Source organism: Providencia hangzhouensis (assembly GCF_029193595.2).
GTDB classification, from domain to species: domain Bacteria; phylum Pseudomonadota; class Gammaproteobacteria; order Enterobacterales; family Enterobacteriaceae; genus Providencia; species Providencia hangzhouensis.
On sequence record NZ_CP135052.1, the window covers coordinates 1,849,004 to 1,873,216 of the forward strand.

At 43.4% G+C, this 24,213-nt stretch carries 19 protein-coding genes; 11 read left to right on the top strand and 8 right to left on the bottom strand.

Features of this window, described 5'->3' with window-relative positions; genetic code table 11:
* Window positions 1–73: 73 nt before the first annotated feature.
* From PZ638_RS08115 to PZ638_RS08140, 6 genes are all read right to left on the bottom strand, one after another.
* The gene (locus PZ638_RS08115) at window positions 74–556 is read right to left on the bottom strand and encodes a hypothetical protein (RefSeq protein WP_036957978.1); all 483 of its coding nucleotides are present in this window, start codon (window positions 554–556) and stop codon (window positions 74–76) included.
* A 108-nt stretch (window positions 557–664) separates the two neighbouring features.
* On the bottom strand, window positions 665–1,066 hold the full coding sequence (locus PZ638_RS08120) for a hypothetical protein (protein ID WP_004257363.1): 402 nt from the start codon (window positions 1,064–1,066) through the stop codon (window positions 665–667).
* Between the two features lies 1 nt (window position 1,067).
* The gene (locus PZ638_RS08125) at window positions 1,068–2,960 is read right to left on the bottom strand and encodes a hypothetical protein (protein WP_206277489.1); all 1,893 of its coding nucleotides are present in this window, start codon (window positions 2,958–2,960) and stop codon (window positions 1,068–1,070) included.
* The gene (locus PZ638_RS08130; RefSeq protein ID WP_206277488.1) at window positions 2,957–3,763 is read right to left on the bottom strand and encodes a DUF4123 domain-containing protein; all 807 of its coding nucleotides are present in this window, start codon (window positions 3,761–3,763) and stop codon (window positions 2,957–2,959) included. Before PZ638_RS08130 ends, PZ638_RS08125 begins: the two co-directional genes overlap by 4 nt.
* Window positions 3,760–5,889 carry a type VI secretion system Vgr family protein gene (locus PZ638_RS08135; RefSeq protein WP_311972622.1) on the bottom strand — a complete coding sequence of 710 codons (2,130 nt, stop codon included), beginning with the start codon at window positions 5,887–5,889 and terminating at the stop codon, window positions 3,760–3,762. The genes PZ638_RS08130 and PZ638_RS08135 overlap by 4 nt, the downstream gene beginning before the upstream one ends.
* A gap of 69 nt (window positions 5,890–5,958) precedes the next feature.
* Window positions 5,959–6,477, bottom strand: a complete 519-nt coding sequence (locus tag PZ638_RS08140; RefSeq protein ID WP_004246976.1) for an Hcp family type VI secretion system effector — start codon at window positions 6,475–6,477, stop codon at window positions 5,959–5,961.
* 743 nt (window positions 6,478–7,220) lie between these two features.
* On the opposite strand from PZ638_RS08140, the gene PZ638_RS08145 reads away from it, so the two are divergent.
* The 3 genes from PZ638_RS08145 (at window position 7,221) to PZ638_RS08155 (ending at window position 10,399) form a co-directional block, all read left to right on the top strand.
* A complete protein-coding gene (locus PZ638_RS08145; RefSeq protein WP_206277486.1) occupies window positions 7,221–7,895 on the top strand; it encodes a sugar phosphatase in 675 nt (224 codons plus the stop codon).
* Between the two features lie 87 nt (window positions 7,896–7,982).
* The gene (locus PZ638_RS08150) at window positions 7,983–9,815 is read left to right on the top strand and encodes an SLC13 family permease (protein WP_004259790.1); all 1,833 of its coding nucleotides are present in this window, start codon (window positions 7,983–7,985) and stop codon (window positions 9,813–9,815) included.
* 167 nt (window positions 9,816–9,982) lie between these two features.
* Window positions 9,983–10,399 (top strand): hypothetical protein, encoded by a 417-nt coding sequence (locus tag PZ638_RS08155; RefSeq protein ID WP_226616966.1) that lies wholly within the window; start codon window positions 9,983–9,985, stop codon window positions 10,397–10,399.
* 51 nt (window positions 10,400–10,450) lie between these two features.
* On the opposite strand, the gene yfbR is transcribed toward PZ638_RS08155, so the two are convergent.
* Both yfbR and PZ638_RS08165 read right to left on the bottom strand, forming a co-directional pair.
* Window positions 10,451–11,032, bottom strand: a complete 582-nt coding sequence (yfbR, locus tag PZ638_RS08160) for a 5'-deoxynucleotidase (protein ID WP_004259798.1) — start codon at window positions 11,030–11,032, stop codon at window positions 10,451–10,453.
* 407 nt (window positions 11,033–11,439) lie between these two features.
* Window positions 11,440–12,654: a pyridoxal phosphate-dependent aminotransferase gene (locus PZ638_RS08165; RefSeq protein WP_004259802.1), complete on the bottom strand. Its 1,215-nt coding sequence runs from the start codon at window positions 12,652–12,654 to the stop codon at window positions 11,440–11,442.
* A gap of 790 nt (window positions 12,655–13,444) precedes the next feature.
* Here PZ638_RS08165 and PZ638_RS08170 point away from each other — a divergent pair.
* The 8 genes from PZ638_RS08170 (at window position 13,445) to nuoH (ending at window position 24,201) form a co-directional block, all read left to right on the top strand.
* Window positions 13,445–14,368, top strand: coding sequence for a LysR family transcriptional regulator (locus PZ638_RS08170; protein WP_036958083.1), 924 nt, complete (start codon window positions 13,445–13,447; stop codon window positions 14,366–14,368).
* A gap of 1,114 nt (window positions 14,369–15,482) precedes the next feature.
* Window positions 15,483–15,926, top strand: coding sequence for an NADH-quinone oxidoreductase subunit A (locus PZ638_RS08175; RefSeq protein WP_004259806.1), 444 nt, complete (start codon window positions 15,483–15,485; stop codon window positions 15,924–15,926).
* 18 nt (window positions 15,927–15,944) lie between these two features.
* On the top strand, window positions 15,945–16,619 hold the full coding sequence (locus PZ638_RS08180; RefSeq protein WP_004912254.1) for a NuoB/complex I 20 kDa subunit family protein: 675 nt from the start codon (window positions 15,945–15,947) through the stop codon (window positions 16,617–16,619).
* 74 nt (window positions 16,620–16,693) lie between these two features.
* Window positions 16,694–18,496: an NADH-quinone oxidoreductase subunit C/D gene (gene nuoC, locus PZ638_RS08185; protein ID WP_004259810.1), complete on the top strand. Its 1,803-nt coding sequence runs from the start codon at window positions 16,694–16,696 to the stop codon at window positions 18,494–18,496.
* Between the two features lie 2 nt (window positions 18,497–18,498).
* Complete coding sequence (nuoE, locus tag PZ638_RS08190) at window positions 18,499–19,047, top strand: NADH-quinone oxidoreductase subunit NuoE (RefSeq protein WP_036958085.1); 549 nt, start codon at window positions 18,499–18,501, stop codon at window positions 19,045–19,047.
* Window positions 19,044–20,402 carry an NADH-quinone oxidoreductase subunit NuoF gene (gene nuoF / locus PZ638_RS08195; protein ID WP_004259820.1) on the top strand — a complete coding sequence of 453 codons (1,359 nt, stop codon included), beginning with the start codon at window positions 19,044–19,046 and terminating at the stop codon, window positions 20,400–20,402. Before nuoE ends, nuoF begins: the two co-directional genes overlap by 4 nt.
* A 98-nt stretch (window positions 20,403–20,500) precedes the next feature.
* Window positions 20,501–23,224: an NADH-quinone oxidoreductase subunit NuoG gene (gene nuoG, locus PZ638_RS08200; protein ID WP_094962343.1), complete on the top strand. Its 2,724-nt coding sequence runs from the start codon at window positions 20,501–20,503 to the stop codon at window positions 23,222–23,224.
* Window positions 23,224–24,201 carry an NADH-quinone oxidoreductase subunit NuoH gene (gene nuoH / locus PZ638_RS08205; RefSeq protein ID WP_004912244.1) on the top strand — a complete coding sequence of 326 codons (978 nt, stop codon included), beginning with the start codon at window positions 23,224–23,226 and terminating at the stop codon, window positions 24,199–24,201. The genes nuoG and nuoH overlap by 1 nt, the downstream gene beginning before the upstream one ends.
* Window positions 24,202–24,213: the final 12 nt, after the last annotated feature.

The window sequence follows — 24,213 nt, forward strand, 5'->3', positions numbered from 1 at the left end:
GCTAAAAGCTGTTCAAGCTGATACTTAAAATCACCTGTTTTACGTAAAAAATTAGGGTGCTTTTCTGAAAAAGTTAGCAAATACTAAAAATGTCAAAAAAGTGACCTATAAACCAAATGACAAGTAAAACAGCAACAATGCTAGCTACGCCAGCAGCAGCATACAATAGAAGAGAAATAGCGAGAACACTCCCATTTAGCGCTAACGCTATCCTGCCCGATTTTTTGTTTTCATGGCGAATAAATGAAATAGCAGTCAAAATAATGCCAAACACACTGAGCGTTATACTAATTTGTTTGGATAATTCAATTTTATCTAATAAAAGCTGTCGCTGTTCATTGGCAGGATCTACAGTAGGAGCTTGATACGCTTTTCCTTTAATTGCATCGATTGTCGCTTTTTTTATACTACTTACCTTTTCATGAACAATTTGCTCTAACTTAGGTTTGGATTGGACGTATTCACGCTCAAGGCTTTGATTAACAAGTATTACAAGAATGCTAAAAGCTCCAATGATGATGGCAATTAAACTGAATCGATTATAAACCATAGACATAGTCACTAATATTCCCTATTAAATTATCCCCAATATATCGATTGGTAATTGAACATCAAACAATTGCTATTATTTTTTTATTCGTCTCGATATACTTTAATGGCTCTACTATTTTTTATAAATTTCGTTAAGTGAAAGCTCAGTATAATTATCCTTCTCAGATGCCAAATAACTTTCGTTCTTATACATTAAATTCCATACATAGATATAAAAATCCCGAGCGGTTATACCGTCAGGTAAGTCTAATTGAGGTGCTCCAGTATAGTAGCAATCCTTTAGCTCTTTTTCTGAATAGTATGCTATCGCATACTTAAAACTATCCTTGAAACGAATTTGATACTTTAAAGGCAACATATCAATATACGGCTTAAGTATTTTATCAACAATTAAATCAATACTTGAATGATTATTCAAATTCAGTTTCAATAACGCTTCATCTTCATTCGGGCCACCATCAAGTGGAGCCCAAAATCCAGATATATACCATCTACTAATCTTTATCTTTTTCATTTCATTTTATTCCAAATATGCTATACATTTTTCCTGTTTTTTTATCAAAACCAGCTCTTACTGTTGATGTTTGAAAGTATTCGCCTTCTTTTGTATAGCCTTCCGCAACGATTCTTCCCATGTCAACATCGACACGCCCATTTGTATGAATGTTAGGATCATATAATTCACCCGCTTTTTCTATTGCTTCTAACTGATCTTGTGGATTGATAAAACGTGTTGAATTAGTTGGACTACCTTGTACTCCATCGGGAGTATATCCAGTTTTTGATCTGTATTTTTGTTGTTCTAATGTTGTACCGGAACCATGCCTACGTAAGCCATGTATATTGTCGCTACCATATTCTGCTTCAAAGTCTTGTATTTTCTTCTTATACTCCTTTTCTAGACTTACATAAGCAGATTTTACATCCTTTCTTTCAACCGTCAGAATATAATCCCGAAAATCCACCGGCTCTACATCGTGTCCCGTATGGCGCCAAATAATCCCATCATCCGCAATCGGCAATGTTTCAGGCCGAGTATCAGACTCATGGATAGCAAAACCTTCCGGTTTCTCGACTCTTTGAGGCTGAGGCGAGGGGCCCGCATGAATGATGGGTTCATTTGGAATATCATCAATCCGCGCAGAGATATTAATTATCTCCCCTGATGCCGCTACGCCCATGTAAAGAGTTGTGCCGCCTGCATCAAAACGGTAAATTTCAGCTTGGGTATTGGCATTTGGCAATCCATTTGGGGATTGATATATCGGTAAGCTCAACACTTCTCGCGCTTCAGCTTCGGAAGCCAATTCACCTTTAATCACCGGCACTTGGTCATAGCCACTGTCTCGCTCAGTATGGTACGCAATCAGTTGAGATGCACTTGCCATCGCTGCCGCTGTGGTTCCCGTTGAGGCAAATCCCACTCGAATACGTGTTGGTGCAGTTCCACCTATTTCCGCGATTTCCAGCAAGTCTGGGTGTGTTAAACTATCCCCATCATAGATATTCGGTATCATACCAACCAATACGCGTGCACTGTCAAACCAAGTCGACGAACCGAATCCTTTCGATACCCCTTTGGCTATTGCATAGTCATTTTCAGACTGGAAAGCAAATCGCCTTGAGTCTTGATTGATATCCGGTGGATTAATTGCTTGTTGACCCATAGCGCCACCTGCCGCTGCCCCACCGAATCCGCCTATAGGACTCGGAGGCATAGGCGCTACGAAGGCATTGGCAGTACCAATCCCTAACAAGCTCAAAAATGAGGAAGAACGTTGGCTAGGTTGTTTCGTTGCGGCATCAATACCACAGGTATACGCGTTGTAATCACATAGCCCAAAGTTCGCCAAGTCTTCGACGGTGTCCCCCGCATCCGTATTGCCCTCACCACGCAACACCGATTTGGCAAACACCGGCTCTGCAATGCGTTTAATCGCTATCACACGGCGATGGTCATAGGGGAACAATAGGGGATAGCCCTTATCGCATTGTTGATAGTGGGTAGAACGGCTAATTTGCCCCGCCGTCATGCGGTGGACGGTAGTGGGTACATTGAGGTTAAACGCCCCTGCGCGGTTATTTTCACTCAGGAGATACCCTTGCTCACGGCAATAATCACTCAGTGACTTATCGTTGCCTTGAATCGCTGCCGGAGGCGACAGCGTTGTCAGGGCATCGGCTAAGGGTTGCGGTTCAAGGCTCAGTGTATACGGACGAGCCGTTAAGCCTTCCGCTTTAATCAGGCCTTGTGGGTCACTGCTGCCTTGCATCGTACGGCCTGTGCCTCGCTCGGCGAGCGTATACGGCACGTTGGCTAAGGGTTGTCCTTTATCATCGACCAATTGCAGTTCTAACCAAAATCGGTAGTTTTCACAGATAATGCACGATTCAACCTTCTGACTCATGACGGCTCCGTTGTCGTGGTTAACCAGCCTTGTTGCTGGGCATAGTCCGTAAATTGTGTGGCGGTACGAGTATGAATATCCCCCACGAGTGAGGGATGCAGGTGTAACCAATCCACTAAACGTCGGTGAAGTTGACCTTCCGGTGTGTCGAGTGACAGCGCTATTTCCGCATGGTTTTCCCACAGTTCACACGCCAGGTTTTCCGCTAACAGCTGGATAAATTGGGCGGAGTTTTCCCACGCAGCCTGTAAGTGTTCCCCCATGATAAACGGACGGGCTTGCAGTTCAGGAATGGGTAAAGGGTTATGCCGGGTAGGCGATTCAAAAAAAGCAGGGGCACTGGGTGTCTCCAGCATCACCTCATGAACAGGGGTCATCAGCACAGACCAATCTACCTCACGCATTTTTGGAATAAGCACATTCGCAATGCGCGTATCCATTAAACGCAGCACCACGAGCTCTTCATTCAGCTCCACCAATTGGCGGTTTTGCCAATGCCGTAACTGGTATTGCCAATCCAGCGAGCTGCGATACGCCCAACCCCATGTGTTATCACTGAAGCCTTTACGGTCAAGCAGTTGCCCCAATGGGGCATACGCACTCGGTTTTAATTGCACAAGCCACGGGCTCTGACCGATTAAATGGGCCAGTGAGGTGCCATTGTAAATAGGAAATGCCTGTTCAATCCAATCGTTGGCAAACAATAAGTCTGTCGGGTTTGGGGTGGCTAACGTATTAAGCAGTAAATAGACGGGGTCCATATTGGATGCCGTTAGCCATGTTGTCCAAGGGGTGAGTCTCATTGATTTCCCCCATTCGGTTTAATCACCCAACTACCGGTCGCTTGGGCTTGCATCACACAATAGGGTTTAATCGGATAAGGCGGTGTCGCAAACGGGTCAACGCCATCCGGCAATTGAATGTCTACCGCTTGCCCTGAGCCTCCGGCACTGTCGCCAATCGCCACATTGCCTGACGTAAACACATTGCCCGGTGTCACTCGCACAAAACTGCCGCCCACTTTTAAGGTAATTTCCGTCGCCGCATCAATCACCACTTTCCCTTGGCTGGTGATGTGGGTCTCTTGACCACTTTCACTCACCAGTGCACCGTTAATTTGTTGGTGATAGCTGCCAAGCACCTGTTCAGAGATATCACCTTCTATTTGGGCTTTGTGCGTCCCTTTAATGTGAAGGTGGTCATCCCCTTGAATGTCAGTAAAACGGTGTTGGTCAATACGCTGTTTGACATCCTGTTGAACATGGGTGTGGCTATCATGTTGAATATGCACATTCATGTCACGCTGGGCATGAATATATACTTCTTCTTGTCCTGCTTGGTCTTCGAAACGTAATTCGTTAAAACCTTCCCCTTTATGAGTGCACGTTTTAAAGGTGGTGCGTGTTTTTTGGGTCGGTAAATCTAACGGAGGGGCATTGCGACCGTTGTACATGCATCCCGTAATGACGGGGCGGTCAATGTCGCCATTCAGATAACTGATTAAAACCTGCTGCCCAATATGGGGAATACTCATAAACCCATAGCCATTTCCGCTCCAGCCATGCATTACAGGTACCCAGCAAGACGCACTGTGGTCAGGAATGCCACGCCTGTCCCAATGGAAATAGACCGTAACCGCCCCTTGTGAGTTGGTGTAAATTTCTTCACCCGGTGGCCCGACAACGGTAGCCAGCTCATCCCCATCCGCTGTAGGTTTATAACGATAGGGCGGTCGCCACTCTTGAGTGCTGGGCACAAAGGACAGTTGGTTACTCAATTGAGTGCCTTCACCGCCACTGTTATCAGCAAGAGGTTGCACACCGTGATGGGAGACACTCACCACCTGCCACGTCGTATTCATTCGAGAGCTAGGATGGTTTGATAGGCTAAAGATGCGCCCCGGTGCTAATTCAATGCAATTCGTCGTGGCTGACCCCACTTGCCGCTGGTTTTGTGATTGCTCGTAGCGAATTTGGTTGAAGGGCTGCCCCTCGGCATCTTCTTGAAAGCGACCATAACTTTCAAACACTTCATGTTGTTGATGGACTTCGCCGGTGACTTGGTGGCTCAGTGGGTAAGAAGGGCGGAGTTGGTTGTAATCTTTATCCACACGGATATCGCTGCACAACTGCTCGGCATAGCGCCATGTGGTAGCCGTACTGTCAGTAATGTCGGTCTCTGATTGCGGATTGTAGGTGAGCGATATTCCCGCTTTCATGCCTAAATGGCGGTCACTGTAAAACAGTTGCGGGCCTTCTTCGAACCAGTAATTAATTCCCTCTTCGGCAGCAAGCCGACACCAGAATTCATACAGGGTTTCACGCTTTTGAGTGATGTACTCGCGTTTCAGATGCTCTTCGGGGTGATAAAGCTGTTTATCAAATTTGATATGAGATTCGCTCAATAGCGTCTCAAGAATGTTCGGCACCGTCATATTTTGGAAAATGCGGCTGTCCTGCTTAAGCGTCATTACCCACATTTCAGGGCGTATCACAAAGTGATACCAGGTTTTCACCCCATCCGTGTTGCCTTGCTCTGCCCCGGCTAAAATGCCTTGTACCGTGCGAAGAATTTTTCCATCTCGCTTTACAGTCAACGAAGAGGCCACACCCAGTACCGTTTGAAAATCAATCTCGGGTAACGAGCTGACCGCCTGAATCGACAGTGAAAAGAGCTGGGAAAGCCCTTCTTGCAAATCAAACTGGGTCACTTGAAATGTATTATCAGGGAGTCCACCAATCGTGCAAGTGAATACCAATCCCGTCCCCATTTCGCCATTCATAATACGCTCTAGCAGTTGACCATGGGCTTCTTGCAAGGCTTGGTCTTGTGCATAGGTTCTGCCACCCGCATACCCACCACCGTGAATAAGCGGGTTATTTTCGGGGCTACCGAGTCGTCTATTTTTCTTTGGGTCAGTCCAAGACATGGGAGTTTCCTCTACGGAAGAAAAAGCTAAAAACGCAAACGAGCCTCGAAAGGCTCGCTAAATTTGAACTTACGCTTCGAGCGGCGCACGCCAGTCATCGGCACCGGATGTGCCTGCAACGGTGTGTTCCCAATCGATTTTACGGTAAGACAGAGAGACTTCGATTAACTGCGTGAAATCCGCTTTCGCGGGGTCTTGGCAATGCGGCATTTGGCAATCGATATTCACGATAGTCGCATCCGTTAATGTGGTGGTGAAGAAATGCTCTTGCTTCCCTTCAACTGAGGTGCGGTACCATTTGAGTTCCACTTTCGGCAGCATTTCGCCAGACGCTAATGCGTTATACAGCAGCGGAACCGCTTTGTTTAACGCCACGGTAAAACGGAAGGGTTTATGTGCACGCTGGCCTGAAGGCTGGCCGGATTGTGGGTCTGTCGGTACAGTCACAACGTGAGAAAACTCTTGCACTAACATTTGGTCTTCATGACCTTGTACATAGATGTTACCCACAGAATCCGCCGTAAATGCACCGGCAGTGATGTTACCTTGGGTTTTTCCTTCAATGGAAATATAACATGGAGTTGGCATAGCGATATCCTTTATCCAGAATGACAAATTGGGTTAGGTCAACATAATTATCGATTAATTTCGGTCATCTCAGCCAGTGCGCACGGTAAGATTTGAGTTAAGGATAATAAAAGCTGATGAATGGACTGTAAACCGGAGGGCCAGTTTGTATCTCTCTAGGATAAGTGACTTAGCGTAAACGAGTTGAAATATCGCTATATAACTCCAGGAAAACACCAAAAATGAATCATTATCGAATAATCATCGAGCAAAAAATAGACCAAACTGCGGTAAGCCCAGTAAGTTCTAATGTACATAGAAATAAACTATGTAACCAAATGTTTCAGCTTGCGATATTTTCATAACAACATGATTTAAAATAAATAAAATAGAGAATTTAAGCTACTCTCTACTAGCCGTGAAATTATCAGCCTAATTCAGTGGTGTATTTAACTACCCACCATGAAATTACAAGTGGTTAATATCGACAAATGTACTAACCAACTGTAAATTTTGCATTTTTCGTGTGTGGTACAGGAGCAATATAATGATTTCGTAAAAAAGCAAATACAACAGAAATCACCATGTCGTTCAAAAAACACAAAGATCAACAGCCCTAGCGCATTCAAATTTATGTCTTAGGCTCAATTCTTAACTATTTTTAATATTGAGGTTGCGTATGAGCGCCTATTTAGCGTTAACTAGTGGGCTAGAATCGATTCAACTTTTTATGTTATGTGAATTGCAAAATTAAAGGGGTAGATGTGAAATTAAAGGCAAAAGGGTTTCTATTTGATTTAGACGGTACGTTAGCGGATTCACTCGCAGTCGTTGAACGTTGCTGGTGCACATTTGGTGAGCGTATTGGTAAAAGTGCGGACGAAGTTATTAGCTATATTCATGGTAAACCCGCAATGACCAGTTTGCGCCATTTTTTACCCGAGGCGAGTGATGAAGAAATTATGGAATACTTCCATTGGCTAGAAAAAATGGAAAGCGAAGATGTGGAGGGCGTTGTTGCTCTACCTGGCGCTATTGCTTTGCTGACGCGTTTAAATGAAATTGGCGCACCGTGGGCAATTGTCACCTCTGGTACTGTACCAATTGCTCATGGGCGTCAACAAGCGGCAGGGTTACCAGAGCCTAAACATTGGGTAACATTTGAAAAAGTGTCCAAAGGTAAGCCTGACCCAGAGCCGTTTTTACTTGGTGCCCAAGCACTTTCTTTTCCTGCAAAATCCTGTATTGCCTTTGAAGATGCACAGGCAGGCATCCATTCAGCATTAACAGCCGGTTGCCAAGTGGTGGCAGTCCATGCACCAGAAGGGATGCCTCGTCGTGATGAAATTCAAGTAATTGTGAGTTCATTGGAACAAATTTCCGTTATGGGACCTGACAATAATGGTGATTATGAACTTTTCGTGTCTAATTTGACTTAATGGTGATTTAATCAAAGAAATTCTCCGTAAAACATGCTTAACTAAATAAAATTCTTAGCAATGTTTTTTTCGTCGAAAGGGGATATTTTGAACGGAGAATTGCTGTGGGTCTTAACCCTCCTATTGATTGCGATAGTTCTATTTACCACAAATAAAATTCGCATGGATGTGGTCGCGTTACTTGTCATTGTCGCGTTTGTACTGAGCGATACCTTAACGCTAGAACAAGCTACCGCAGGTTTTGCTGACCCCAACGTCCTGCTAATTGCAGCATTGTTTGTTATTGGTGATGGACTTGTTCGCACAGGGATAGCCTATCAAATGGGAGACTGGCTTGTTCGCGTTGCAGGAAGCAGCGAAAGCAAAATGCTGGTTTTCTTAATGCTCACCGTCGCTGGGTTAGGGGCTTTTATGAGTTCCACAGGAGTGGTGGCTATCTTTATCCCCGTCGTATTAAGCGTTGCATCACGCATGAAAACGTCCCCTAGCCGGTTGATGATGCCATTGGGCTTCGCAGGGCTTATCAGTGGAATGATGACACTGGTGGCCACGCCACCGAATATGGTAGTGAATAGTGAGTTAGTACGAGAGGGGATCAAAGGCTTTCAATTTTTCTCTATTACCCCTATAGGCATTCTCATTTTATTAGCCGGTATTGCCTACATGTGGCTAACAAGGCGTTGGCTAGGCAGTAATGAACCCGACAAACTCCCTGAGCGTTATCGACGTACTTTCCGTGATTTAATTCGTGATTACAAATTGACGGGTAGAGCTCGCCGCCTTGCTATCCGAAAAGGTTCGCCACTCATAGGCCATACGCTTGATGAACTGCATCTTCGCTCCCGTTATGAAGCTAACGTGGTTGGGATAGAGCGTTGGCGTAAATTCCGTCGCGTGATGGTGAGTGCAACGGGGGGAACCGAGCTACGCGAGCGGGATGTTTTATTAGTCGATATATCCGTGAGTGATGACGATTTGCGCCAATTTTGTAGCGAGCAACTTCTTGAACCGATGATTTTACGGGGAGATTATTTTTCAGACCAATCACGTGATGTGGGAATGGCTGAAGTGTCGATGAACCCTGATTCCGAACTATTGGGGAAATCGTTGAGGGACATTAAATTTCGTACTCGTTATGGTTTGAACGTTGTTGGTATTCGTCGAGATGGCAAGGCACTGGATGGAAAGCTAGTTGATGAACCGCTTAGGTTAGGTGATATTTTATTAGTTATTGGTGATTGGAAATTGATCCGAATTTTATCGACTAAGCCGCGTAACTTTATTGTATTGAACCTAGCTGCTGAAGTCGAGGCCGTTGCACCCGCTGCATCTCAGGCTCCTCATGCCTTGTTTTGTTTGGCGCTAATGGTCGCGATGATGGTGACCAATGAAATTCCTAATTTTATTGCAGCACTTATTGCCTGTTTGTTAATGGGGAAATTTCGCTGTATCGATATGGAAAGCGCTTATAAGTCAATTCACTGGCCTAGTATTATCTTAATTGTTGGGATGATGCCTTTTGCGCTAGCATTGCAAGAAACAGGGGGGATTGCGCTTGCTGTCGATGCGTTAATGAAAGTCGCCGGTGGGTTAGGGCCACACGTGATGTTATTGTGCCTGTTTATTTTGTGCGCCACTATTGGCTTATTTATTTCCAATACCGCAACTGCGGTGTTAATGGCGCCGATTGCCATTGCGGCGGCGCGTCAAATGGAGGTTTCACCACTTCCTTTTGCCATGATTGTTGGGATAGCCGCATCCGCTGCCTTTATGACCCCAGTTTCATCACCAGTGAATACCTTAGTTTTAGGGCCTGGTGGGTATAAATTTGCTGATTTCCTAAAAATTGGTGTGCCGTTTACTATTATCGTAATGCTAATTAGTATTTTGGTTGTACCGGTATTATTTCCCTTTAATTAATCTTTGTTATTTATAATTTCAAAATTACCATCAATAACGAATGAAAAGCAAATCGTTATTGATGGTTTTCTATTAAAAAAACGTAAGCGTTAATATTTATTCGTTTTTTCATTTGATAAATGAAATGCTAGCTTATTTCTGACAAATCAATGTGAGGAATATATAATATGAATAAAGAAACTGCTACACCGGAAAGGTATTATTTGGGCTTGGCAACATTTGAAAACTTTTGGGGGGAAGACTTAAGTTCTGTTGTCATTGAGCACTATGTTAATAACCTTAGTAATAGCAGAACGAAAAAATATCCCAGTTCACAAACTTTGTCTAATATTGCCAATAAAGCAGTTATGAAAGATATTTTTGCATTTAAATATGAGATCGGTATTAATGATTCATATGATTACTGGGTAGTTGAAATAACAACTAAAAGTGGCAAAAAATATCGTACAAAATCGAGCTTTTATTGTTCTATTACCTTTGAAGATAAAGGAAAAGTGGTTTTGGGGGTTAATGGGGACTTTAAGCGGCTGTATGTGCATTTCCCGTCATCGTCTGACTGTTCTACGGCATTTAACGAAGTATAATTAATAACTGCTTATGCAGAGTAGGAATATTTATTATTCCTACTAAAAAAATTAATTACTGATTTCATCAAGGGAAAGTTTAAAACCTGGGACAAATTTTTCCATAAAATAATCCATTTCAGGGCTTTTTCTTTCTTCTAATATTTTCTCTAGGCGTTTTTTTGCAAGTTTAAATTCACTATTACCCGCGGAAAGCTCTTCTAAACATTTTAAATAAGCGCACAATGAGTCAGCTTGTTTAACCAATGAATGTTCTTCATCAGTTTGTAAATCTTCAATAATTAGTTCACGGAAGTCATCTTGCAGTTCTTCTGGTAGCATTTCGAGTAATTTTTGTTGGGCGAACTTCTCTATTTTTTTGTATTCATGAGCAATTTGCTGATTATGATATTTAATCGGAGTTGGTAAATCTCCAGTGATAACTTCGCTCGCATCATGGTACATGGCTAACATGGCTATTCGTTCTGCATTAACCTGACCGCCGAATCGACGATTTTTGATGATAGCAAGAGCATGGGCAACCATAGCCACTTGTAAGCTATGTTCCGAAACGTTTTCAGTTCGTACATTGCGCATTAAAGGCCAGCGGTGAATGAGTTTCATTCTAGCAAGGTGGGCGAAAAAGTAGCTCATAAGTCCTCTTCTGTGGTGTCTGCAAACAACTAAAATTATAACGGAAATAATGTGGTAGTGATATATTTTTATTGTTTTTTAATAAGTTACTAGTTCGTAATTATTTATTAATATTTATTTTCATATTAAGATGATCATAATAATATAATCAGGATCTGACTTTAATTTAACTGTTATTTTAATTGTGTTGAATTATAGAATCAAAAAAATATAATGAATGTTCAATTCGGAAATAAAGAGGCAATATGAAATATTTTCCATTTATATTATTGGGCTTTTTCCTGGTGGCAATTTATTTTATTTCTATTATTTGATTATCAGAATAATACAGTCTATTAATGATGACTCGATTTAGAATAAAAAAGCCTCCGGAGTAGGAGGCTTTCACTTTATGTTTGATAAAATTTTTATTGGCGATAACCTTCAAGGAAACGGCCAAATTTATTAATCGCCATTTCAAGGTCATCTGCATAAGGTAATGTGACAATTCTAAAGTGATCGGGTTCAGGCCAGTTAAATGCGGTACCTTGAACTAATAACACTTTCTCTTGTAACAATAGGTCTAAAATCATTTTCTGGTCGTCATAGATATTAAATCGTTTAATATCGATTTTTGGGAACATATACAGAGCACCTTGTGGTTTGACACATGAAACGCCCGGTATTTGGTTGATCAACTCCCATGCACGATTACGTTGCTCATATAAACGACCACCTGGTTGAATAAATTCACTGATACTTTGGTAGCCCCCGAGTGCAGTTTGAATAGCATGCTGCATTGGAACGTTAGCGCACAGGCGCATCGAGGCCAGCATTTCTAAACCTTCAATATAGCTTTTTGCATGTTTTTTCGGGCCGTTTAATACCATCCAACCTTGGCGAAAACCAGCGACGCGATAAGTTTTAGATAAACCATTAAATGTGATGGTTAATAAATCAGGGGCGAGGGCAGCAATAGAGTGATGTACAGCATCATCATAAAGAATTTTATCGTAGATCTCATCAGCATAAATAATAAGATTGTGCTGGCGAGCCAATTCGACAATTTCCATTAACAGATCTTTACTGTAGACCGCACCGGTTGGGTTATTTGGGTTTATGACCACAATACCACGCGTTCTTGGGGTGATTTTTTTGCGAATGTCTTCAATATCAGGCATCCAACCTTGTTGCTCATCACACATATAATGAACGGCTTTCCCACCTGAAAGGGAAACCGCAGCGGTCCATAATGGGTAATCAGGCGCAGGCACTAACATTTCATCACCATTATTAAGCAGCGCTTGCATGGCTTGTACGATTAATTCAGAAACGCCATTACCAATGTAGACATCTTCCACGGTCATTTCATGAATACCGCGAGCTTGGTAATGCTGCACAATCGCTTTACGGGCAGAATATAAGCCTTTTGAATCACAATAACCCTGAGAACTAGGCAGATTACGCAAGACATCAACTAGGATTTCATCTGGGGCTTCAAAACCAAATGGGGCCGGGTTACCAATATTGAGTTTGAGGACTTTGTTGCCTTCTTCTTCTAGGCGTTTAGCTTCTTTTAAGACGGGCCCACGAATGTCATAGCAAACATTATCGAGCTTACTGGATTTAGTTAGATTATTCATAGTTTTCTCATTACCCTAAGGGTTACATTGGTCGAGCCGGCGTTATTCCTTTACTCTACTCCTCCCTCAGAAGCTTTTGAAGATGCAAGGTTATTTTTGGTGTAAAAGGTTGGTTTACGCTTAAATGTAATGTTTGGTATCTTATTATATAGTTTAAGTTAGTTGTATATTCCTAAAATATAGCATTGTCTGGATTATAATTTTAACATTTATTGATGTTTTGGAGTATAAAAAGTAAAAAAGCAGAAAAACAGAGGAAAAAGGAAAATTTGTATCAAAATGTAATATTAAGCATTGAATCATTAAAATAGACATGATTTTTTTGCTGTAATAGCCTTTTTTTATAATAATTAGTGTGATTTTGTTAGTAATATTGATTGTTTCGAGTCATTTTTATTAACAAAAAGTGTTACTTAAAATTGTAACTAATTGATATATATAACTATAGGTAAATAGTGAAACGAATTTTATAATGTGCTTACATTAAAATAATTGTGATTACATTAAATATGTTACTATTTAAGCGTGTTCTAGAAAGCGCTTTGTTAGTTTGTTTTTTAGGAAAACATCCCCTTTTTATTAAAATTATTTGATTTTTGGAAGTATGCTATTTGCACACGTGCTCTATCAATTATAAATGATGAGCAGGGTGGAAAAGTAAAATAATTAGAAGTTATTGCAGATCTATGGATTAGAAATGCACTCGCTTAGTAGTCGCTATAAACTCGCTGATTCTCATGGAGGAGAGCAGAAACACCAGGTAACATAAAATTATATAAGAGAATGAACGATGATAAATTCCAATCGTCCCATCATGAACCTAGATCTTGATTTGCTACGTACTTTCGTTGCTGTCGCAGATCTTAATACATTTGCAGCTGCAGCTGCAGCCGTTTGTCGAACACAATCTGCTGTGAGCCAGCAAATGCAACGTTTAGAACAATTAGTCGGTCGTGAGCTTTTTGCTCGTCATGGACGAAATAAACTGCTTACCGCACATGGATTGCAATTACTTGGCTACGCAAGGCAAATATTGCGCGCCAATGACGATGCAACGGCATCATTAACTTATAATGACGCTGATGGTGAATTGCGCATCGGTGCATCTGATGACACCGTCGATATCCTATTACCTTTCTTGCTTAATCGTATCGCGTCTGTCTATCCAAGAATTGCAATTGAAGTACGCATTAAACGAGCTCAGTTTATTGAGTCAATGCTTGATAACCATGAGATAGATCTTGCATTAACAACGGCAAGAATTAGCCACCATCCTAAAACGGCTTTAAGAACCGTGCCTGTTTTGTGGCATAGCGCACCCGATTTTCAATTGCGTCCGAATGAGCCGATCCCATTAGTTGTTATGGATGAAACTAACCCATATCGTAAACTTTGTACTAGTGCCCTTGATGATGCAGGTTTGTCATGGCATGTTGCTTATGAAGCGGCTTCTCTGCCTGCTGTTCGTGCAGCAGTTAATGCGGAAGTAGGGGTAACTGCAAGGCCAATGGAAATGCAAAATGCAGATTTACGTATTTTGAATGAAGCTGATGGGTTACCACGTTTACCTGATATTCAGTATTGGTTATATAAAAACGCAGACGAACAAAAAGATTTTGTTCTGACGGTATTCGGTGCGATTGAAAACAAAAAAATTCCTTATGTGGCAGCCTCAGCAAGTGAGTTGATGGATAGCAACGAGGAAAGTAATTAAGTTAATCGATTCATCTGGTTGCTTTAATCGCAATATCTAATCGATTTATTGTACTGGCGGTAATTCCAATTATCTTGGGATTGCCGTTTTTTTATATCATTTTTGTTAGTTTATTACTGAATCACTTGTTTGTGATCAATGTGTTATTGGCTGTGTACAAATAAAATCAATGTGTTAATCGCAATCTAAAGAAGGCTCGTGTGGCGACTGAGATAGCTATTTTTGGTTAAATGGTTAACGCACGGGTAGGTTAAGTTGTTAGATAACAGTTTAACGGATTCGTTGGTAATAACTGAAACGATTATTTCATGCAGTGGAACTCAATTTTCAATATTGGGAAACGGTATCGAGAAATTTGTTTTTATGCATGTTTAAATAATGTCCAGTGATATCCTTAGTAGGATATCGAGTTCAAATTTATCGATTTTTTATTAATTTCCGCTCATAAAAAAAGCAAATAACCACTTAATAAGTATGGTTAAATAAGAAAGACCATGAAATAATTGTGATGTAGCTGGCATAACCTGAATTTCATTGTTTGGTTAACAATTTGTTATGTTATTAACAATGTTTTTTTATTGAATAGATAAAATAGCGCTGTAATGTCAGTTAGTTACTTGAAGTAATGCGTTAAAAAGAGTTACAAAGACTTAAAGTTAAATTGAATGCTATGTAAACAAATTGAGTACTTTTTCAATAAAAGTGTGCGTTAGATCAAATAAAAAGAGCAATTTTTCATCTGTTAAGACAGGTTTTTCCTGAGATAATGGTGTAGTAAAAACGAATAATCAGTTAAACTAGTTTGCGTGTTTACTTGAGTATCATTACACTGACACGTTTTAGCAGATTATGAGTACTTTTTGTTGTTCTGTTGTTTTCGAAGTGTGAAGTTTTTGTAACAAATACGGGTTATTTTACTTAGTTTAAGTGAAATAAATTGTAATGAGAGAGGACAAACCAAACGCAGTCAACAGGCTGATTTAAGTTTGGTGATATTTTAGTTTGTGATCAATTTTGGTCTTTCTTCTCGATTAACTGGGCAATTGTGGTGCAATACTGCCGTGATGTAAAAAAGAGCAGCTAACACACCATAAGTAATGAGTAAGCAACGAGTATGTCTACATCAATCCTAGCGTTAGCCCATAACTGGGCGTTTGCGATATTCCTTATCGGCACTATCGGTCTTTGTGCTTTCATGTTGGTCGCAGGTCACTTTCTAGGTAGCCGCGCCAAAGCCAGAACAAAACATGTTCCTTATGAGTCAGGTATCGACTCGGTCGGTAGTGCACGTCTCCGCATGTCTGCTAAGTTTTACTTAGTTGCCATGTTTTTCGTTATCTTCGATGTTGAAGCCATGTTCTTATTTGCATGGTCAGTCGCCATCCGCGAAGCCGGTTGGGTAGGTTTCATCGAAGCCGCGATCTTTATTTTGGTATTGTTGGCGGGACTGTTTTACCTCGTCCGCGTTGGGGCATTGGATTGGACTCCAGTCCGTTCCCGCGGAAAAGTAAAGCATCCTAGTGAAGTTATTAAAATCAGCAATCGTCATCCGCAGTAAAAAGCGAGGCATTATACAATGGATTATACGCTCACCCGCATAGATCCGAACGGTGAGAACGACCGTTACCCACTGCAAACTCAGGAAATCGTTACCGATCCACTGGAGCAGCAAGTTGAAAACAGTGTTTACATGGGAAAACTTTCTCATGCACTTCACGATGTGGTTAATTGGGGGCGCAAAAACTCTCTATGGCCATATAACTTTGGTCTTTCATGTTGCTATGTAGAAATGGTGACTTCGTTCACGGCTGTTCATGACGTTGCCCGCTTTGGTGCAGAAGTACTGCGTGCTTCACCTCGTCAAGCCGATTTCATGGTAGTAGCAGGTACTTGTTTCACAAAAATGGCACCTGTTATTCAACGTCTGTATGACCAAATGCTTGAACCAAAATGGGTTATTTCCATGGGTTCATGTGCCAACTCTGGTGGTATGTATGACATTTACTCTGTTGTACAAGGCGTCGATAAATTTATTCCTGTGGATGTGTATATCCCAGGTTGCCCACCGCGTCCAGAAGCCTATATGCAGGCTCTGCTTCTGTTGCAAGAATCTATCGGTAAAGAGCGTCGACCGCTGTCTTGGGTTGTTGGAGACCAAGGGGTTTACCGTGCCAATATGCAATCAGAAAGAGAAAGAAAGCACGGTGAACGTATTGCAGTGACAAACCTGCGTACACCAGACGAAATTTAAGGCTTAAAGCCATACAGCGTAACAGAGCAATGTTGTTGCGAAATAATAAACCTGATCAAGCGTTATGGTGAAGAATGATGACAGATCAGATAGCGCAAGCGAGTAGTAACCAGCCAGGATGGCAGACACAGGATCACTTAAACGACCCTGTGCTTCTGGAACTGCGCAATCAATTTGGGCCGGATGCCTTTTCTGTTCAAGCAACTCGCACTGGTATGCCAGTGCTTTGGGTGCGTCGTGAACAGTTACTGGAAGTGGTCGATTTCCTAAAGAAATTACCAAAACCGTATGTCATGTTATTTGACTTACATGGGGTAGATGAACGTCAACGAATTCACCGTCAAGGTCTGCCAGAAGCAGACTTTAGTGTTTTCTACCACCTCATCTCTATCGATCGTAACCGCGATATCATGTTAAAAGTCGCTCTTAATGAGAAAGACTTAAACGTGCCGTCTATTGTTTCCCTGTTCCCGAATGCGAATTGGCATGAGCGTGAAGTGTGGGATATGTTCGGTATAACGTTCCAAGGTCACCCAAATTTACGTCGCCTTTTAATGTCACCAAGCTGGGAAGGTCACCCACTGCGTAAGGATTATCCTGCGCGTGCGACTGAGTTTGACCCTTTTGTTCTGACTAAGCAGAAACAAGATCTGGAAATGGAAGCCTTGACTTTCAAACCAGAAGAGTGGGGCATGGCACGTGGAAATGAAAACGAAGATTTCATGTTCCTAAACTTGGGGCCAAACCACCCATCCTCACACGGTGCGTTTCGTATCGTATTACAACTGGATGGTGAAGAAATTATTGACTGCGTACCTGACATTGGCTACCACCACCGTGGTGCTGAAAAAATGGGTGAACGCCAGTCATGGCATAGCTACATTCCTTACACTGACCGTATCGAGTACCTCGGCGGTTGTGTGAATGAAATGCCATATGTGTTGGCCGTTGAAAAACTGGCTGGCATTGAAGTGCCGGATCGCGTGAAAACCATTCGTGTCATGCTGTCTGAGTTATTCCGCATTAACAGCCACTTACTGTACATCAGTACCTATATCCAAGACGTTGGTGCGATGACCCCTGTCTTCTTTGCGTTTACCGACCGTCAAAAAGTCTACAACGTGATTGAAGCGATTACCGGTTTCCGTATGCACCCTGCATGGTTCCGTATCGGTGGTGTTGCGCACGACTTACCGCGTGGTTGGGAAAAACTGCTGCGTGAGTTATTAGACTGGTTGCCAAAACGTTTAGAGTCTTATGTGACTTCTGCACTGAAAAACTCCATCTTAAAAGGTCGCTCTATTGGGACAGCAATGTACTCTAAAGAAGAGGCGCTGGCATGGGGTGTAACAGGGGCTGGATTACGTGCAACAGGCGTTGATTTTGACGTGCGTAAATGGCGTCCATATTCAGGTTATGAAAACTTTGAGTTCGATATTCCTATCGCTCACAACGGTGACTGTTATGACCGTGTGATGATCAAAGTAGAAGAGATGCGCCAGAGTATTCGTATTCTTGAGCAATGCTATAAGAATATGCCAGAAGGTCCTTTCAAAGCTGACCATCCATTGACAACTCCGCCACCAAAAGAGCGCACGTTGCAGCATATCGAAACCCTGATCAACCACTTCTTACAAGTGTCTTGGGGGCCGGTGATGCCAGCAAATGAGTCATTCCAGATGGTTGAAGCGACGAAAGGTATCAACAGCTACTACTTAACCAGTGATGGCAGCACAATGAGCTACCGTACGCGTATTCGTACGCCAAGCTACGCTCACTTGCAGCAAATTCCTGCCGTGATCAGAGGTAGTTTAGTTTCAGACTTAATCGTCTATCTGGGTAGTATCGATTTTGTAATGTCGGATGTGGATCGCTAACCATGCATAATGAACATAACGAAAATGAGAAGCACAACGAGCTCAATGTCGTGAATGTGTTTGAACCGCAAGTCAATCATGGCTTTGTCTTAACAGAGAAAGAGCGTGAAGAGATTGAAGGTGAGAAACACCATTACGAAGACGCACGTGCTGCCTCAATTGAAGCACTGAAAATTGTGCAAAAAAACCGCGGTTGGGTTGAAGATGGTGCGATCCATGCTATCGCTGACGTCTTAGGCATCCCAGCCAGTGATGTTGAAGGGGTGGCGACATTCTATAGCCAAATCTTCCGCCAACCAGTGGGTCGCCACATTATTCGCTATTGCGACAGTGTTGTTTGCCATATTACAGGTTATCAGGGCTTAGAAGCTGAAATCATTAAACAGCTTAATATTCGCCCTGGTCAAACAACAGCTGATGGCCGCTTTACATTGCTGCCGACCTGTTGCCTAGGTAACTGTGACAAGGGTCCAACGATGATGATCGATGATGACACTCACAGCTACGTGCAGCCTGAAAATATTCAAAAATTACTGGAGCAGTATCCATGACAAATTCTGTTAATCCAGTGATCCGTACTGCTGAAACTCATCCTCTAACATGGCGTTTGCGTGATGACAATCAGCCTGTTTGGTTAGATGAGTATCGCAGTAAAAACGGATACAAAGGTCTTGAGCGCGCGCTCAAAGGCATGGCACCGGATGAAGTTGTGAATCTCGTAAAAGACGCTGGCCTGAAAGGGCGAGGTGGAGCGGGCTTCTCAACGGGTCTGAAATGGAGCCTGATGCCAAAAGACGAAAACATGAAACTGCGTTACTTTTTATGTAATGCGGATGAAATGGAACCGGGCACCTATAAAGACCGTTTATTGATGGAGCAACTCCCTCACTTGTTAGTTGAAGGGATGATCACGGGCGCTTATGCACTTAAGGCCTACCGTGGTTATATCTTCTTACGGGGTGAGTATGTTGAAGCCGCGCAAAACCTACGCCGTGCCATCGAAGAAGCGAAAGCGGCGGGTTTATTAGGAAAAAATATCCTCGGTTCGGGTTTCGATTTTGAACTGTTTGTCCACACCGGCGCTGGGCGTTATATCTGCGGTGAAGAAACCGCACTGATTAACTCTTTAGAAGGCCGCCGTGCTAACCCACGTTCTAAACCACCATTCCCTGCAACATCAGGTGCTTGGGGTAAGCCAACTTGCGTTAATAACGTCGAAACCATTTGTAACGTGCCTGCCATTTTAGAGCACGGAGACCAATGGTATATCGATTTAAGCGCCGGTAAGAGTAAAGACGCGGGTACTAAATTAATGGGCTTCTCTGGCCGTGTGAAAAACCCGGGTCTGTGGGAATTGCCATTTGGTACAACGGCACGTGAAGTTTTGGAAGATTACGCAGGTGGTATGCGTGATGGACTGAAATTAAAAGCATGGCAGCCGGGTGGAGCAGGGACAGACTTCCTAACCAACGACCACCTCGACTTACCAATGGATTTCGAAAATATTGCCAAAGCAGGAAGCCGTCTTGGTACTGCATTGGCGATGGCGGTTGATCATGAAATCAACATGGTTTCTTTAGTGCGTAACTTAGAAACCTTCTTTGCTCGTGAATCCTGTGGTTGGTGTACGCCGTGCCGTGATGGTTTGCCATGGAGTGTGAAAATTTTACAAGCGCTGGAAAAAGGAGAAGGGCAGCCGGGGGATATTGAAACCCTAGAGCAGCTGTGCCGTTTCTTAGGACCGGGTAAAACTTTCTGCGCTCACGCACCGGGTGCGGTCGAACCGCTACAAAGTGCCATCAAATATTTCCGTGATGAATTCGAAGCGGGTATTTCGCAAAAAGATCTGCGTAACATTGTGCAGATTGCGGGTATCCAACCCAACCTGCTGAAGCAGCGTTGGTAATTATTTAGCGATTGAGCAACCGCTAAAGAGATTTTTCACGAAGAACGTATTTTTGATTAACGCCTGCTTTATGCGGGCCTTTGGGAAGCATGCTGACTATGGCTACAATATATGTAGACGGCAAAGAATATGACGTAAACGGGTCTGAAAACCTGTTACAAGCCTGTCTTTCTCTCGGGCTAGATATTCCTTATTTTTGCTGGCATCCGGCGCTGGGAAGCGTTGGCGCTTGCCGCCAGTGTGCGGTTAAGCAGTATCAGAACGCAGATGACACACGCGGTCGCCTAGTAATGTCTTGTATGACACCCGCAACGGAAGGTACCTACATCTCAATTGATGATGAAGAAGCCAAACAATTCCGTGAAAGTGTCGTGGAATGGCTGATGACCAACCACCCTCATGACTGCCCAGTCTGTGAGGAAGGGGGGAACTGTCACCTACAAGATATGACGGTAATGACCGGTCATAACATGCGTAAATATCGTTTTACGAAACGGACTCACATTAACCAAGACCTTGGTCCATTTATTAGTCATGAAATGAACCGTTGTATTGCGTGTTATCGCTGTGTTCGTTACTACAAAGATTACGCAGATGGCACGGATTTAGGGGTTTATGGGGCACATAACTATGTGTATTTCGGTCGTACTGAAGACGGTACGCTGGAAAGTGAGTTCTCCGGTAACTTAGTTGAAGTTTGTCCAACCGGGGTATTCACCGATAAAACCCACTCTGAGCGCTATAACCGTAAATGGGATATGCAGTTTGCACCCGGTATCTGCCAACAGTGCAGTATCGGTTGTAACACTAGCCCTGGTGAGCGTTATGGTGAAATCCGTCGCATCGAAAACCGTTATAACGGCTCGGTAAACCACTATTTCCTGTGTGACCGTGGTCGCTTTGGTTATGGTTACGTCAACCGTAAAGACCGTCCTCGCCAAGCCGTACTCAATAAAAATGGCGTTAAGAACGTGATTTCGGCTATCGAAGCGATGCAAAGTGGTGCGCAAATTATCAATCAAGCGAAAAAAGTGATTGGTATCGGTTCTCCACGCGCTAGCGTTGAAAGCAACTATGCATTACGCGCATTAGTTGGAGCAGAAAACTTCTATTCCGGTATTTCTGCGGGAGAGCAGCGTCGTTTAGCATTAATGCAAAATATTCTGCAAAACGGCGGTATCTATACGCCAACACTGCGTGAAGTAGAAGGCTATGATGCGGTACTGGTACTGGGTGAAGATTTAACTCAGACAGGTGCACGTATGGCGTTATCTGTACGCCAAGCGGTGAAAGGTAAAGCTCGTGAGATGGCGGCAGCGCAAAAAGTGGCTGACTGGCAAATCGCGGCAATCATGAATATTGGTCAACACGCAAAATATCCGCTGTTTATTACCAATGTTGATGACACTCGTTTAGACGATGTGGCTGCCTTCAATTACCGTGCTCCAGTGGCTGACCAAGCGCGCTTCGGTTTTGCTATCGCCAATATGATTAATGGCGAAGCCCCTGCGGTGAATGATTTACCCGCAGACTTAAAAGCCAAAGTGGAAACCATTGCTCAGGCCTTAGCGGGTGCGAAAAAACCATTAATTATCAGTGGTAGCCATAGTGCCAGCGAGGCAATGATCCAAGCGGCCGCTAACGTGGCATTTGCACTGAAAGCGAAAGGCGCGAACGTTGGGTTATCTTACTTAGCGTCTCATGCAAATAGTTTCGGTCTGGCAATGATGAATGCACAGCCATTAGACAGCGCTTTAGCTCGCATAGAAGCGAACGAAGCGGATGTGGCTATTGTTATCGAAAACGACCTGTACCGTCACAGCAGCGTGGATGCAGTCAATAGCGCATTAGCGAAATTGAGCCACTTGATTGTAGCGGATCATCAGCAAACCGACATCATGGATAAAGCAACATTAGTTCTGCCAGCAGCAAGTTTTGCTGAAGCAGACGGTACGTTGATTAACCAAGAAGGTCGTGCACAGCGTTTCTTCCAAGTCTTCGACCCAACGTATTACGATAAAGCTATCGTGATGAACGAAAGCTGGCGCTGGATGCATTCACTACAAACTGAAGCGCAAGAGCGTGATGCGGATTGGTCTCAACTTGATCACGTTATCGCTGATTGTGTTGCCGCAATGCCACAATTCTCAGGTATGGTTGATGCCGCACCAAAAGCGTCTTTCCGTATTCGTGGTCAAAAACTGGCGCGTGAACCACATCGTTACAGTGGCCGTACAGCGATGCTAGCAAATCAATCTGTCCATGAACCTCGTCAACCGCAAGATATTGACTCTCCATTTGCTTTCTCAATGGAAGGGAACAACAGCCCAACCGCACCGCGCCAGCAAATTCCATTTGCATGGGCACCAGGTTGGAACTCACCGCAAGCATGGAATAAATTCCAAGCCGAAGTGGGGGGGCACCTGTTATTTGGTGACCCGGGTATCCGTTTGTTCAATTCAACAGAGAGCAAATTGGCTTACTTCACTGAAATTCCAGCGGCTTATCAAGCTAGCGAAGCGCAGTGGGTCGTCGCACCTTATTACCACCTGTTTGGCAGTGATGAAATGTCACAGCGTTCAGAGGTGATCCAAGAGCGTATGCCTGAGCCTTATATCATGCTGAACACGCAAGATGCTGCGGCACTGGGGCTGTCAGCGGGTGCTAAAGCTGAGTTTAGCCATGCAGGTCAAGCGTTTAACTTGACTGTTCGCCTCAGTAATCACCTGTCTACCGGTCAAATTGGCTTACCGCTAGGAATGCCAGGTATCGCACCGTCAATGGCTGGCGTGTCAGTCAATAATCTGCGGAGGGGAGCATGATGGATTGGATTTCTCCTGAAGTGATGGAAGTATTAATTTCCATCCTTAAATCTGTCGTCATTTTATTGGTTGTTGTGACTTGTGGGGCATACATGAGTCTGGGAGAGCGCCGTATTCTCGGTCTGTTCCAGAACCGTTATGGTCCAAACCGCGTTGGCCCGTTTGGGATGGGCCAGTTAATCGCCGACATGTTCAAAATGCTGTTTAAAGAAGACTGGATCCCACAGTTCGCGGATAAGAAAATCTTTACGCTAGCACCAGTTATCGCATTTTGTTCATTGTTCCTTGCATTTGCTATCGTCCCTGTTAGCCCAACATGGCACGTTGCAGACCTGAATATTGGGATTTTATTCTTCCTAATGATGGCGGGTCTGGCGGTCTACGCGGTGTTATTCGCAGGTTGGTCAAGTAATAACAAATACTCATTATTAGGTGCGATGCGTGCGTCAGCACAAACCGTGAGTTACGAAGTATTCTTAGGCCTTTCTTTAATGGGTGTGGTTGCACAAGCAGGTTCATTCAACCTGATTGATATTGTGAACTCCCAAGAAGGCATGTGGAATATTATTCCTCAATTCTTTGGTTTTGTGACTTTTGCGATAGCGGGCGTTGCGGTATGTCACCGTCACCCGTTTGACCAACCAGAAGCAGAACAAGAGATTGCGGATGGTTACCACGTTGAATACTCAGGGATGAAGTTCGGTCTGTTCTTCGTTGGTGAGTATATCGGTATCGTAACGGTTTCTGCACTGATTGTGACGCTGTTCTTTGGTGGCTGGCATGGTCCATTCCTGCCGTCATTCTTGTGGTTTGCTATCAAAACTGGCTTTTTCATGATGATGTTTATCTTGATCCGTGCCTCTTTACCGCGTCCACGTTATGACCAAGTGATGTCTTTCGGTTGGAAAATTTGCCTGCCGCTGACACTGCTTAATCTGCTGGGTACTGCAGCAGTGATTTTATACAACGCTCAGTAAGGGGTGATTGAA

Coding starts and splice junctions, on each gene's coding strand:
- PZ638_RS08115 (WP_036957978.1), bottom strand. CDS start 556: ATGTCTATGGTTTATAATCGATTCAGTTTAATTGCCATCATCATTGGA.
- PZ638_RS08120 (WP_004257363.1), bottom strand. CDS start 1,066: ATGAAAAAGATAAAGATTAGTAGATGGTATATATCTGGATTTTGGGCT.
- PZ638_RS08125 (WP_206277489.1), bottom strand. CDS start 2,960: ATGAGTCAGAAGGTTGAATCGTGCATTATCTGTGAAAACTACCGATTT.
- PZ638_RS08130 (WP_206277488.1), bottom strand. CDS start 3,763: ATGAGACTCACCCCTTGGACAACATGGCTAACGGCATCCAATATGGAC.
- PZ638_RS08135 (WP_311972622.1), bottom strand. CDS start 5,889: ATGTCTTGGACTGACCCAAAGAAAAATAGACGACTCGGTAGCCCCGAA.
- PZ638_RS08140 (WP_004246976.1), bottom strand. CDS start 6,477: ATGCCAACTCCATGTTATATTTCCATTGAAGGAAAAACCCAAGGTAAC.
- PZ638_RS08155 (WP_226616966.1), top strand. CDS start 9,983: ATGAATAAAGAAACTGCTACACCGGAAAGGTATTATTTGGGCTTGGCA.
- yfbR (WP_004259798.1), bottom strand. CDS start 11,032: ATGAGCTACTTTTTCGCCCACCTTGCTAGAATGAAACTCATTCACCGC.
- PZ638_RS08165 (WP_004259802.1), bottom strand. CDS start 12,654: ATGAATAATCTAACTAAATCCAGTAAGCTCGATAATGTTTGCTATGAC.
- PZ638_RS08170 (WP_036958083.1), top strand. CDS start 13,445: ATGATAAATTCCAATCGTCCCATCATGAACCTAGATCTTGATTTGCTA.
- PZ638_RS08175 (WP_004259806.1), top strand. CDS start 15,483: ATGTCTACATCAATCCTAGCGTTAGCCCATAACTGGGCGTTTGCGATA.
- PZ638_RS08180 (WP_004912254.1), top strand. CDS start 15,945: ATGGATTATACGCTCACCCGCATAGATCCGAACGGTGAGAACGACCGT.
- nuoC (WP_004259810.1), top strand. CDS start 16,694: ATGATGACAGATCAGATAGCGCAAGCGAGTAGTAACCAGCCAGGATGG.
- nuoE (WP_036958085.1), top strand. CDS start 18,499: ATGCATAATGAACATAACGAAAATGAGAAGCACAACGAGCTCAATGTC.
- nuoF (WP_004259820.1), top strand. CDS start 19,044: ATGACAAATTCTGTTAATCCAGTGATCCGTACTGCTGAAACTCATCCT.
- nuoG (WP_094962343.1), top strand. CDS start 20,501: ATGGCTACAATATATGTAGACGGCAAAGAATATGACGTAAACGGGTCT.
- nuoH (WP_004912244.1), top strand. CDS start 23,224: ATGGATTGGATTTCTCCTGAAGTGATGGAAGTATTAATTTCCATCCTT.